Origin of the sequence: Flavobacterium sp. 9, assembly GCF_002754195.1 — a bacterium.
Taxonomy (GTDB): Bacteria; Bacteroidota; Bacteroidia; order Flavobacteriales; family Flavobacteriaceae; genus Flavobacterium.
This window is the reverse complement of the sequence record NZ_PEEU01000001.1, coordinates 3,647,767-3,661,394: the sequence shown is the minus strand read 5'-3', so window position 1 is coordinate 3,661,394 and position 13,628 is coordinate 3,647,767. Positions and strand designations below refer to the sequence as shown.

11 protein-coding genes are annotated in these 13,628 nt (G+C 32.4%); 7 read left to right on the top strand and 4 right to left on the bottom strand.

Annotated elements, in window-relative coordinates; translation table 11 throughout:
• Nucleotides 1–28: 28 nt before the first annotated feature.
• The 5 genes from CLU81_RS15135 to CLU81_RS15115 all read left to right on the top strand — a co-directional run bounded on the left by CLU81_RS15135 (nucleotide 29) and on the right by CLU81_RS15115 (nucleotide 6,129).
• A complete protein-coding gene (locus tag CLU81_RS15135; protein WP_099710571.1) occupies nucleotides 29–2,602 on the top strand; it encodes a BamA/TamA family outer membrane protein in 2,574 nt (857 codons plus the stop codon).
• A 60-nt stretch (nucleotides 2,603–2,662) separates the two neighbouring features.
• Entirely contained in the window at nucleotides 2,663–3,730 is a 1,068-nt protein-coding gene (fbaA, locus tag CLU81_RS15130; protein WP_099710570.1) for a class II fructose-bisphosphate aldolase, read from the top strand.
• 109 nt (nucleotides 3,731–3,839) lie between these two features.
• Nucleotides 3,840–4,694, top strand: coding sequence for an acetyl-CoA carboxylase, carboxyltransferase subunit beta (gene accD, locus CLU81_RS15125; protein WP_099710569.1), 855 nt, complete (start codon nucleotides 3,840–3,842; stop codon nucleotides 4,692–4,694).
• Between the two features lie 82 nt (nucleotides 4,695–4,776).
• A complete protein-coding gene (locus CLU81_RS15120; protein WP_144444508.1) occupies nucleotides 4,777–5,367 on the top strand; it encodes a hypothetical protein in 591 nt (196 codons plus the stop codon).
• A 369-nt stretch (nucleotides 5,368–5,736) separates the two neighbouring features.
• Entirely contained in the window at nucleotides 5,737–6,129 is a 393-nt protein-coding gene (locus CLU81_RS15115; protein WP_099710567.1) for a helix-turn-helix domain-containing protein, read from the top strand.
• Nucleotides 6,130–6,415: 286 nt separating this feature from the next.
• Here the strand turns inward: CLU81_RS15115 and CLU81_RS15110 are convergent, their stop codons facing one another.
• From CLU81_RS15110 to CLU81_RS15095, 4 genes are all read right to left on the bottom strand, one after another.
• Nucleotides 6,416–7,303: a cupin-like domain-containing protein gene (locus CLU81_RS15110; RefSeq protein ID WP_099710566.1), complete on the bottom strand. Its 888-nt coding sequence runs from the start codon at nucleotides 7,301–7,303 to the stop codon at nucleotides 6,416–6,418.
• A 287-nt stretch (nucleotides 7,304–7,590) separates the two neighbouring features.
• Nucleotides 7,591–8,637: an NAD(P)-dependent alcohol dehydrogenase gene (locus tag CLU81_RS15105; protein WP_099710565.1), complete on the bottom strand. Its 1,047-nt coding sequence runs from the start codon at nucleotides 8,635–8,637 to the stop codon at nucleotides 7,591–7,593.
• Nucleotides 8,638–8,766: 129 nt separating this feature from the next.
• Entirely contained in the window at nucleotides 8,767–9,507 is a 741-nt protein-coding gene (locus tag CLU81_RS15100; protein WP_099710564.1) for a hypothetical protein, read from the bottom strand.
• A gap of 13 nt (nucleotides 9,508–9,520) precedes the next feature.
• Complete coding sequence (locus CLU81_RS15095) at nucleotides 9,521–10,768, bottom strand: ABC transporter permease (protein WP_099710563.1); 1,248 nt, start codon at nucleotides 10,766–10,768, stop codon at nucleotides 9,521–9,523.
• A 165-nt stretch (nucleotides 10,769–10,933) separates the two neighbouring features.
• Here CLU81_RS15095 and purH point away from each other — a divergent pair, with 165 nt between their 5' ends.
• Together purH and CLU81_RS15085 are read left to right on the top strand one after the other, a co-directional pair.
• Nucleotides 10,934–12,460: a bifunctional phosphoribosylaminoimidazolecarboxamide formyltransferase/IMP cyclohydrolase gene (gene purH / locus CLU81_RS15090; protein ID WP_099710562.1), complete on the top strand. Its 1,527-nt coding sequence runs from the start codon at nucleotides 10,934–10,936 to the stop codon at nucleotides 12,458–12,460.
• A 54-nt stretch (nucleotides 12,461–12,514) separates the two neighbouring features.
• The gene (locus tag CLU81_RS15085; protein ID WP_007804822.1) at nucleotides 12,515–13,543 is read left to right on the top strand and encodes a rod shape-determining protein; all 1,029 of its coding nucleotides are present in this window, start codon (nucleotides 12,515–12,517) and stop codon (nucleotides 13,541–13,543) included.
• The last annotated feature ends 85 nt before the right edge of the window (nucleotides 13,544–13,628 follow it).

The window sequence follows — 13,628 nt, the reverse complement described above, 5'->3', positions numbered from 1 at the left end:
TACTTTTGAATTAAATATTTAAGAACACTTGAAAAAGAATTCCACAAAAATAATAGCATTTATCCTAATAGCAATATTTATTTGCGCTTGTAATGCCGTAAAAAGAGTTCCCGATGGAAAAAACCTTCTTGTAAAAAATAATATTCTTGTAAATGGTAAGGCTACAAATGATGAAACTGCCGCAAATCAAATGTATCAAAAACCAAATGGTACTTTGCTGGGTTTTAAATTACGACTTAACTTATACAATTTAGCTAACTTAAATCCAGATTCTACTTATAAAGCAAAATTCAAAAATAACCCGGGACTTTACGAGCGCCAAGCCAAAATCTTATCTGCAAAACAAGTAGATCGTCTTGGACAATCCTTTTTCTACAAAGGTATTCATGAATTCTTGAAAAATACCGGTGAAGCTCCAGTTATTATTGATACTGCAAAGACAAAAAAATCATTATTGCGTTTGAAATTTTACTATTTCAACAATGGTTTTTTTAATGTTGCCACAGATTACACCATTGATAGTGTTGCACGAAAAAAAGCCAAAATAAATTATAATATCACTACTGGTCCAGCGTACATTCTTGATACTATCAGAACCAATATAATGACTCCTGCATTAGACTCATTATATAAAACAAATCCTGAAGCGTCTCTTTTAAAATCCGGTAATCAATATAAAACTTCTGATTTTGAAGAAGAAAAAAATCGTATAACTACTTATTTTAGAAATCACGGCGCTTATTATTTCCAGCCTACTTATGTTACTTTTGATATTGACACCATTGGAAAAAAGAACAAAGCAGATGTAACCTTAATTATCAACAACAACAATATTCAGGAAAGGGATTCAAGCAGAACAGAACCGTTTAAATTGTATAAAATTAGTGATGTCAATATTTACACTGATTACTCGGCAGCAAATGCAAAAACTAAAATCACTGATAGCACAACTTATAATAATTTCAACTTATACAGTTATAAAAAATTAAAGTACAAACCACGTGCTATTACAGATGCTGTTTTTATCAATAAAGGAGGTATTTTCTCTGACACGAGAACAACTCTTTCGTCAAGATATTTAAACAACTTAAAGATCTTTAATTATCCTTCTATTCAATATGAAGTTGACAAACGCGACTCAACGGCACAATCCTTAATTGCGAATGTTTATTTGACTCCAAGAAAAAAATATAGTTTTGGTGCTACTTTTGACGTAACGCACTCTAACATTCAGGATTTTGGTATTGGAGCGAGTATTTCTGAAACTATTCGAAATGTATTTAACAGAGCTGAAACACTCGAAATTTCGACACGTTTAAACATAGGTTCTTCTAAGGATATGGCGAATCCGAATAATAACTTTTTTAATGTTTCTGAATACGGTGTCGATTTAAAACTGAATTTCCCAAGAATACTTATGCCTTTTGGAACTGAGAAAATTATTCCGAAAAGGATGATTCCTTCCACAAGTGTTTCGGCAGGTTTTTCCAAACAAAGAAACATTGGTTTGGATAAAGAAAATTTCACGGGCGGAATTGCTTATAATTGGTCTCCAAAAAGAAATAATACTGCAAAACTGGAATTACTAAATGCCCAATTTGTACGCAACTTAAATCCGGGTAATTATTTTAATGTCTATACTTCTTCTTATAATGAATTAAATAGTATTGGTAAAGATTACAATATTGATCCTTTAAACTGGGGGCAAGATCCGGCAGAGCAAGCGAATAAAGATTTGACTATCCCAAAAGGAACTGCTGGTTTCACTAAGGATGTACTAACAAACCAAACAGCTTTAGTACCGGGAGATCCTCAATATAAAGACGTTGAAAGTATTGAAGAAAGAAGAATTCGTCTGACCGAAAATGACTTTATTCTGGCAACAAGTTATACGTTTACCAAAACAACCAAAAAAGATCTTGCTGATAATACTTTCTACCAATTTAAAACAAAGATAGAATCTGCAGGAACTTTATTATCTGCTATTTCAAGTATTGCAAACTTACCTAAAAATGCAAATGGCAATTACGAAATATTCAATTTAGCTTATTCAGAATATATAAAAACCGAATTTGATTATATCAAACACTGGGATTTTGGAAAAGAAAAAGTATTAGCAGTACGAAGCTTTTTTGGAATTGCTATTCCTTTTGGAAATTCAAATTATATTCCGTTTTCACGAAGTTATTATTCCGGAGGTTCAAATGACAATCGTGCATGGCAACCTTATGCATTAGGTCCGGGAAGCACGAATGCCGTTAATGATTTTAACGAGGCAAATATGAAAATTGCGATGAGTGCTGAACTTCGTTTTAAAATTTTTGGTGATGTTAAAGGAGCTGTCTTTGCAGATGCCGGAAATATCTGGAATGTGCTCGATAATGTGATCGATGAGAAGGCAAAATTTGACAGCGTAAACGATTTAGCTGAAATTGCATTGGGAACAGGATTCGGTTTACGATACGATTTAAGCTTTTTTGTTATTCGTCTAGATTTAGGCTTTAAGACCTATAATCCAGCACATGACAAAGGAGATCGTTGGTTTAAAGAATACAATTTTGGTCACTCGGTTTTAAATTTTGGGATAAATTATCCATTCTAATGCTAATTAATTCTTATTTTTGCAACCTAAAAACTAAAAACAACTATAAAAAAAATTACAATGGCACACAATATTAAACCAGGAGTAGCTACAGGAGATCAGGTTCAGGAGATTTTTAATTATGCAAAAGAAAAAGGTTTTGCTTTACCAGCAGTAAACGTTACTGGGTCAAGCACAATCAATGGAGTTCTTGAAACTGCAGCAAAACTAAACGCGCCAGTTATTATTCAATTTTCAAACGGAGGAGCACAATTTAACGCTGGAAAAGGATTATCAAATGCAGGTGAAAAATCAGCTATCGCTGGTGGAATCGCTGGAGCAAAACACATTCATACTTTGGCAGAAGCTTACGGTGCAACTGTAATTCTTCACACTGACCACTGTGCAAAAAAATTATTACCTTGGATTGATGGTTTATTAGATGCTTCTGAAAAACATTTTGCAGAAACAGGAAAACCATTATTCAGTTCTCATATGATCGATTTATCTGAGGAGCCAATAGAAGAAAACATCGAGATCTGTAAAGAATACTTGGCTAGAATGAGCAAAATGGGAATGACATTAGAAATCGAACTTGGTATTACAGGTGGCGAAGAAGATGGTGTTGACAACTCTGATGTTGATAGCTCAAAATTATACACTCAGCCAGAAGAAGTAGCTTATGCTTACGAAGAATTATCTAAAATAAGCCCTAAATTTACAATTGCAGCTGCTTTTGGAAACGTTCACGGTGTTTACAAACCAGGAAACGTAAAATTAACTCCAAAAATCTTAAAAAATTCTCAAGATTACGTACAAAACAAATTCAACACTGGACATAACCCAGTAGATTTCGTTTTCCACGGAGGTTCAGGTTCTACACTTGAAGAAATCAGAGAAGGTATTAGCTACGGAGTTATCAAAATGAACATTGATACAGATTTACAATTTGCATATACTGAAGGAATTCGTGATTACATGGTTAAAAACATTGACTATTTAAAATCTCAAATTGGTAACCCAGAAGGTGCTGATGTTCCTAACAAAAAATATTATGACCCAAGAAGATGGGTACGTGAAAGCGAAGTGACATTCAATACAAGACTTGAGCAAGCTTTTGCAGACTTGAATAACGTAAATACACTTTAAATTTTAGATTTCTGAATTTAGATTCCGGACTTCTAAAAAAGCCTGGAATTTAAATTTTAAATCAGATTAAAAATCTAAACTTTAAAATCTACATTCTAAATTTAAAAAAATGGCTTGGTTTAAAAGACAGGAAAAAGGGATTACGACTGCTACTGAAGATAAGATGGACGTTCCGAAAGGATTGTGGTACAAATCTCCTACTGGAAAAATTATTGACGCTGACGAATTAGCCAGAAACTTATTTGTTAGTCCGGAAGATGATTTCCACGTTAGAATTGGAAGCGCAACCTATTTTGAAATTTTATTCGACAATAATGACTTTGTTGAATTAGATAAAAACATGACATCAAAAGATCCGCTGCATTTTGTTGATACAAAAAAATATGCTGACAGATTGAAAGATGTAATGGAGAAAACTCACCTGAAAGACGCTGTGCGTACAGGAGTGGGAAAATCTAAAGGAAAAGAACTTGTAATTTGCTGTATGGATTTTGCCTTTATTGGTGGATCTATGGGAGCTGTTGTTGGAGAAAAAATTGCCAGAGGTATTGATCACGCGATCAAAAACAAATTACCTTTTGTAATGATTTCTAAATCTGGTGGAGCTCGTATGATGGAAGCTGCTTATTCTTTAATGCAATTAGCAAAAACTTCTGTGAAATTGGCTCAATTGGCCGAAGCAAAATTACCTTATATTTCTCTTTGTACTGATCCAACTACCGGAGGAACAACTGCATCATATGCTATGTTAGGAGATATTAATATTTCTGAGCCAGGAGCTTTGATTGGTTTTGCTGGTCCTCGTGTTGTTCGCGATACTACAGGAAAAGATTTACCAGAAGGTTTTCAAACTGCTGAGTTTCTTTTAGAGCACGGTTTCCTAGACTTTATCACGCCTAGAAAAGAATTGAAAGACAAAATTAATTTGTACATCGATTTGATTCAAAATAATACAATTAGATAGTTTCCGAACTTCTTAACATATAAAATCCCATTCGCTTCGGCTAATGGGATTTTTTTATATCTTTAATTCAAATCTTATTTCTATGGCGAAAATTTTTATTGCATTTATGATTTGCTTGCTTCTTTTGAATTGTGCTAAAAAAGAGGAAAAAGCTGTAAATAAAAACAAACCTTACATCATCTCCTATGAAGACAAAGAACTTAAAAAACATTACGATTCATTAAAAGTAACTCCTCCATCAACAAAAGGATTTTTCTATGGAGAAAGCCAATTAATAATTGACAAAAAAGGAAATTTATATTTTTATCAAAAAGAATATATTCAAATTTTATGCAGCTACGGTAGAGAAAAAGATACACTTCCACATTTTCTTAATTTACAACCAAAAGACATTGTCAAAATTCCGAAAAAATGTCTAAACGATTTTCTCTCAGAAAATATTTTAACCAAAGAGAAAAAGAGACATATTTTAATAATAGGCTCACAAAGCGATACAATTAAAAATCCCTACTTTTTGGATTTTCTAAAGAGCAATATCATACAAACGTACTACATAAGAAGAACAACACAAGAAGAAGATACTGTTTTGAAATACAAAAACAATAGTGATTACTATTATTCTGATGATATTAAATGGGATCGAACTAAAATTAAACTTCCAAACAAAAACTAATATTGAATCGTTAAATATATATCGTTCCTACGGAACTTTTGAACTTGTCGTTTTATCTCACAACGGAATAAATTCCGTTGCTACCAATCACTAATTCCTACGGAATATTTTGTGACTTTTAATTTCAATCTTAATTCGCATCTTAATAAATTCCGTTGTTATCAATGTTTAATTCTTATGGAATATTTCCTGAATTGTAATTTCAATCTTAACTGATTAATACTTGTCTGAAAAATTGTATTTTTGTTTCTAATACAATAAATAATAGTTTTGTACCCAAGCAAACTACTAGAAAATGTATCAAACATAAATTCATCTGTTTTTTACCAAAATCTATTTTCTTTAAAGCATTATAAATATCTTTGAATTATGAGCACAGCATTAAAACCAAATCATATAGGACGAAAAATTAGCCGTATTCGTGAACTTAAAGACATGAAACAAGAAGCTTTGGCGCAAGCCTTAGGAACAAATCAGCAAGCGATTTCGGCATTAGAAAATAGCGAAACTATAGAAGATTCAAAACTTGCCGATATTGCAAAAGCTCTTGGAGTAAGCGTTGAAGCTATCAAGAATTTTACCGATGAAAATATGATTACTTATTTCAACAACTTTTACGACAATAGTTTTGCACATGGAATGACTAGTCCATATAATTGCACTTTCAATCCATTAGACAAAGTAGTTGAACTTTATGAGCGTTTGGTTCAGGTAGAAAAAGAAAAGAATGAATATCTGGAAAAATTATTAAAAAATAAATAAGCTTTTTCAAAAACATATTGAGTTCCATAAAAAAAATCCGAAGAATATCTCTTCGGATTTTTTTATCCTAAATAACGAATATGTGTCGTTCCTACGGAACTTTTAAAAATGGGGTTTCATCTCCCAACGGAATAAATTCCGTTGCTACCAATCACTAATTCCTACGGAATATTTTTTTTACTTTGGGAGTTTAACCTTAATTCTGAACGGAATAAATTTTGTTGTTAACAATATTTAATTCCTGCGGAATATTTCTTGATTTTACAATTTCAACCTTAATTATAAATCATCCTGCCTTTTTCAAATCTTTTTTTAATTCTCTTTCGGCAATTTTAAAAGCTAGTTTCTCGCGCCATATTGCATAACGTTCTCTAAAAACGATTTTTACAGCGCTATCGACTGCGCCATGCATAAACAAACTCCAAACGCTCGCCATTTTTCGCGTTATAGATTTATCCCACGCACGAAGACTGAGCGAAAAAGAACCGTCAATATATCGCATCCAATGCCACATTCCGGTTGGCATAAATAACGTATCTCCATGTTCCAGAAAAACTTCATATCCTTCGACACCTTTTAAAGCAGGAAACTTTTCAAAATCCGGATTAGAAACATCGTAATCTTCTAAAGCATAAGTTGTATTTGGAACGCAGTAAAGTCTTTTTTTCCATTTGTAATCAAAAAGGATAATATGTTTTCTGCCTCCAAAATGAGTATGAAAAAGATGCGGCAAATCGATATCATAATGCAAAAAGGTAAAAGCACGCGAACCTCCAAAAAACATCGCTGGCATACTTTCTATAAAGCCTCCCATTAATTCTTTTGGCACTTTTACATCATTAACCAATTCAGGCTTATGCTTGAACAGATTGAAGAAAAAAATACGCAATTGTGTTGGCTCTCTTTTTATTAAATCAAGATATTCTCCAAATTTCATACTTGCAATCGAAGCGTTGATTAATTTCTTGGGATCGGCTTTTGAGTTATCGACAAGTTTTACCTCAATATCTCCCGCAATTTCCTTAAAATAATCGGTTGTCCATTTTTCTCTTGCAGGCCAATCTTTTGTCAATCCTTTTATGATTAAAGGTTTCTTTTTATCTAAATATTTCTTTTTAAAATCTTCTCTGGAAATAGACTCAACAACATCAACAGGTTTTAATATAAAGCTCATTTATTCAGTAATTTAAATTGTCTATCTACCAAATTTATTTAATTATTTTGAGCTCAGAGCATTTACAGTAAAATATTACAAGAAAAATATGTTTTGTTCTTCTTCAAAAAACCTCAATTTACTTTTATAATTGTCAAATTCCGAACTGTTTTATTTTCAAGACTAAACAATCAAACACAAAAAAACCGAAGAAAGATTCTTCGGTTTTATATTTATTCCCAAAAGATTCAAAGCAATTACCTAATACAAGAAAACCTCTGAACCTTTGCAACTCTGCAACTTTGGACCTATTTCAAAGAAGCCATATCAATTACAAAACGATATTTAACATCGCTTTTATTCATACGATCGTAAGCTTCATTGATATAAGACATATCGATTATTTCAACATCTGACGTAATATTATGTTCGGCACAGTAATCTAGCATTTCCTGTGTTTCTTTGATTCCGCCAATCAAACTTCCTATAATGCTTCTTCTTTTCATGATTAAACTAAAAACAGGAATTTCTGCCGGAGCTGGCGGAGCACCAACAACAATCATAGTTCCGTTAGTTTTTAGCAAATTCAAATAAGCATTATGATCGTGTTTTGCCGAAACTGTATTTAAGATAAAATCAAAACTATTAGCAAGAGATTCCATAGTTCCAGGATTTGAAGTCAAAGCAAAATGATGTGCTCCAAGTTTTTTTGCATCGGCTTCTTTAGATGGTGAATGGCTTAACATCGTAACTTCGGCACCAAAAGAAACGGCAAATTTCACTGCCATGTGTCCCAAACCTCCAAGTCCTAAAACTCCAACTTTATGTCCTTTTCCAACTTTTAAATAACGCAATGGAGAATAAGTTGTAATTCCAGCGCACAATAATGGCGCTACTCCACGCAAATCAAGTTTTTCTGAAACATGAAGAGTATAACTTTCATCAACAATAATACTGGTTGAATATCCTCCACGAGTCGGTATATCTGTTCCTCTTTCTACACTATTGTAAGTTCCTGTCATTCCTTCGTCACAAAACTGCTCCTCGCCTGCCTGACAACTTGGGCATACTCTGCAAGAATCAACAAAGCAACCAACGCCTGCTAATTCTCCCACTTTAAATTTGGATACTTCGCTGCCAACAGCAACGATTCGTCCAACAATTTCGTGTCCGGGAACTAGAGGATAATTTACAGGTCCCCACTCCCCTTTTGCAGTATGAATATCTGAATGGCAAACGCCGCTATATAAAATTTCTATCTGAACTTGATGAGCACCAACTTCTTTTCTTTCAAACGTGTAGGGTTTTAACGGATTTACAGCATCATAGGCTGCATAAGCTTTTACTGGTATCATATTATCATATTTTTAATTAGGGTATTAAAATTACGACAAAATTCGACATCAAAATGAAAATCGAAGTTGTAAAAAGAACAATTAAGGGTAAATTATTTCTTATTGTTCTTTGAGCCAATAGATTTTGTTTTAAAACAAGTCAAGTCGATAAATAAGGTCATTATAACTCTTGATGTTTTCTTTCATGGATCTGATTTTCCACAAATATGATTCTGAACATTCAAGCATGTATGTTATATCCTCATTATACAAATTCGTAAAATCATTTTTATTTAAAATATTTTCCAAAAATTTGATACTACTAAAATACATATTTTCATTTTTGGACAAATCCACCAACATTTCTTTTAATTCATTTTCATAATCAGCTTCCAACTCTTCGTTTCTCAATATATTCTTTAAAAGTACAAGAGAAAGAAAATCTATAACTAATTTAAAGTCGTTAGAATATGAAGGAGTATTTAAGTCATTCCAAGAAGTATTTATTTTTTCTAACTTATCATCAAAGTCATTTATTCCATATTCTCCAAAACAATAAAATATTATTTTCTCTTCCCTGCTATGCAAATCTCCAATTTCTATTAGACCCAGATTATCCAAAAAATTCACATCTCTCTCTAATTCCTCACCATGACACTTAAATATCCATCTAAAAATCACTTCAAACTCAGTATGGTTTATTCTAAAGAAATTAGACCTTATCTTTTCTATAATGTCGTCATATGAAACTTTGAAATATTCTGTATCTAAATTATATGAAAAAACCAATTCTTTAAAACTTTCTAAAAAAGAGCTATCCTTTATTAATGGAAATAAATTTGTCTCAATTTTTAATTTATCTATTTTATAAAATTCTATTCTACCACTCATTTCTTAAAAAAAATTACATTCCGGTTCTGATGGCTTCTACCGGATCTAAATTTGCAGCCGAAATTGCTGGCAATATTCCCGAAATTAATCCGATAAGTGCGGCCAATCCGGTTCCTAAAAGTATATTTCCTAAACTAAGAACAAATTCAAAATCGAGCGCTTTTGTTAGAATGACCGAAATTCCCCAAACCATTAACAAACCAATTATTCCGCCAATAACAGAAAGAATAACGGCTTCGAATAAAAACTGAAATAAAATAAATCGATTTTTAGCTCCTAATGATTTTTGAATTCCAATTAAATTGGTTCTTTCTTTTACCGAAACAAACATAATATTAGCGATTCCGAATCCTCCAACTAAAAGAGAAAATCCGCTGATGATCCATCCTACAACATTCATTTGTCCTAAAATTCCATCGATAAAATCAGTAAATCCAGAAAGCACATTTACAAAAAAGTTGTCCATTTCTCCGGCTTTCATTCCGCGAATTGCTCTTAATTTTTGCGCAACTTCTGCTTTATAAGCTTCCATGTCAACACCTTTTACAGGTTTTAAGACAATTACAGGAGTCATTGAATCACTATCTCCATACATTCGACGTAAAAAATTAGCCGGTAAATAAACTGAAGTATCATTACTATCTCCAAAAAAACCGGCTCCTTGTTTTGCGATTACGCCAATTACTGTGAAACGCTGTCCGTACAAACGAATATTTTTTCCGATAGGATCACTTGTCCCAAAAAGACCTTCGGCAATATCATATCCCAAAACAATTACAGCAGTTCCTGAATTTGATTCCGACTCATTATAAAACCTTCCTTTATCAAAACTTAATCCGTCAATATCGACCATTTCGTTTGACGACGGAATAATATTTACATCACTTACTGTTTTTGAATCGTACTTTAAGCTTTCATGATTTACAAAAAGCTGATATGCGACCTGATCTGTATTATTAAGTGAATTTTTAAGACCAATGTATTCGTCATATTTTACATTTGGAAACTGTTCTCTTTTCCATTGTGGAATTTCGGATGGTCCAAAGCAAAATTTCATTAAATAAATCGTATTTTTATCTAAGCTGCTCAAATCTTTAGAAATTTTTCTATCTAAAGAATCAACTGCCGCCAAAACAGCAATAATTGAAAAGATACCAATCGTAACGCCTAACAAAGACAATAAAGTACGTAATTTATTATTTCGCAAAGCGTTTATAGCAAAACTTAAACTTTCTTTTAATAATCTTAGATAAACAAGCATATTTTCGTATTTTTCAATAAAGTAAAATTCAATAATTTAAATTCAAAAACCTAATAAAAGTTAACTTACTCATCAGTAGTTTTTTTTAGCATAATGTTACATTAATTTTCTTTAAAATAATATTTAAAAAAACTACTTTTGCAGTCTGAAAATCATAACTACACAATGAGCACAACTAAAACAATACAATCAGCATTAATTTCAGTTTTTTCGAAAGACGGACTGGAGCCAATCGTTAGAAAATTACATGAACAAAATGTAACACTTTACTCGACTGGAGGAACAGAAGATTTTATTAAAAATCTTGGAATTCCTGTAGTTCCTGTTGAAGATATAACTTCATTTCCTGAAATTCTTGGAGGAAGAGTAAAAACGTTACACCCGAAAATTTTTGGTGGAATTTTGAACCGTCAGGATAACGAAAGTGATGTTCAACAAATGAAGGAATTTGATATTCCTCAAATTGATTTGGTAATTGTTGATTTGTATCCGTTTGAAAAAACTGTTGCTTCTGGTGCAAGCGAACAAGATATTATCGAAAAGATTGATATTGGCGGAATTTCTTTAATTCGTGCTGGTGCAAAAAACTTCAAAGACACTGTAATTGTGGCTTCTGTTAACGAATATAGCTTGCTTCTTGATTTAATCACAGAACAAAATGGAGCTACAACTCTTGAAAACAGAAGATTGCTTGCTACAAAAGCATTTCACGTTTCTTCTCACTATGATGGTGCGATTTTTAATTATTTCAATACAGATGAAACTATTTATAAAGAAAGTATTGCAGACGGTCAGGTTTTAAGATACGGAGAAAATCCACATCAAAAAGGATTCTTTTTTGGAGATTTTGATGCAATGTTCAAAAAAGTTCACGGAAAAGAGTTATCTTACAACAACTTACTTGATGTTGATGCTGCAGTAAACTTAATTAATGAGTTTAAAACTGACGGACCAACTTTTGCAATTTTAAAACATAATAATGCTTGTGGTTTAGCTTCAAGAAAAACAATTAGCGAAGCTTATTTAGCAGCTTTAGCTTGCGATCCAACATCTGCTTTTGGTGGAGTTTTGATTGCAAACACTAAAATCGATTTGGCTACAGCTCAGGAAATCAACAAATTATTCTGTGAAGTAGTAATTGCTCCAAGTTATGATGATGATGCAATTGCAGTTTTACAAGAAAAGAAAAACAGAATTATATTAGTTCAAAATGAAGTTGAATTACCTTCAAGACAAGTAAGAACATGTCTTAATGGTTTGTTAATTCAGGACAGAAACAATATTACGGATAATAAAGAGCATTTAAAAACCGTTACAATTACAGAGCCAACCGCTCAAGAAATAGAAGATTTGATATTTGCTTCAAAAATTTGTAAAAACACAAAATCAAACACAATTGTTTTTGCAAAAAACGGAACATTAATTTCTTCAGGTACTGGCCAGACATCAAGAGTTGATGCTTTGGTACAAGCTGTAGATAAAGCTAAAGCTTTTGGATTTGATTTAACAGGCGCTTCGATGGCAAGTGATGCATTTTTCCCATTTCCGGATTGTGTAGAATTAGCTAAAAAAGCAGGAATTACAGCTGTAATTCAGCCAGGAGGCTCAATAAAAGACGAATTAAGCATAAATTATTGCAATGAAAATAATGTTGCAATGGTATTTACAGGAACACGTCATTTTAAACATTAATTTGTTTAACTTTGTTCAAAATAATTTATAACATTTTAAACCCCTAAAAAACTTATGGGATTTTTTGATTTCATGACCGAGGATATTGCGATAGACCTTGGTACCGCAAACACTTTAATCATTCATAATGATAAAGTTGTTATTGATAGTCCATCAATCGTTGCACGTGATAGAATATCAGGCAAAATCATTGCTGTTGGTAAGGAAGCCAATATGATGCAAGGTAAGACACATGAAAACATAAAGACCATAAGGCCTTTGAAAGATGGTGTAATTGCAGATTTTGATGCTTCAGAAAAAATGATCAATATGTTCATTAAAAGTATACCAGCATTAAAGAAAAGAATGTTTACTCCAGCTTTACGTATGGTAGTTTGTATTCCGTCTGGTATTACTGAGGTTGAGATGAGAGCTGTAAAAGAATCTTGTGAAAGAGTAAACGGAAAAGAAGTTTACTTAATTCATGAGCCTATGGCAGCTGCAATTGGTATTGGAATCGATATCATGCAACCAAAAGGAAACATGATTGTTGATATTGGAGGTGGCACAACTGAGATTGCTGTAATTGCTTTAGGAGGAATTGTATGTGACAAATCTGTGAAAATTGCAGGTGACGTTTTTACAAATGATATCGTTTATTACATGCGTACACAACACAATCTTTTTGTGGGAGAAAGTACTGCTGAAAAAATAAAAATTCAAATTGGTGCTGCTATCGAAGATTTAGATGGACCACCAGAAGATATGTCAGTTCAAGGTAGAGATTTACTTACTGGTAAACCTAAACAAGTTGATGTTTCTTACCGTGAAATTGCAAAAGCATTAGACAAATCTATTCAACGTATTGAAGATGCTGTAATGGAGACGTTATCTCAAACTCCGCCTGAATTAGCAGCAGATATTTACAATACTGGTATTTACTTAGCCGGTGGAGGATCTATGCTTAGAGGTCTTGACAAACGTATTTCGCAAAAAACAGATTTACCTGTTTACATTGCCGAAGATCCATTAAGAGCTGTAGTTCGTGGAACTGGAATGGCACTTAAAAACATTGCAAAATTTAAAAGTATCTTAATCAAATAAGATTCAAAATAGTAATCAATATTTTTTTATAAGAGTTGAATTAATTGAATTCAACTCTTATAAAATTTGAAACCAAAAGCATATC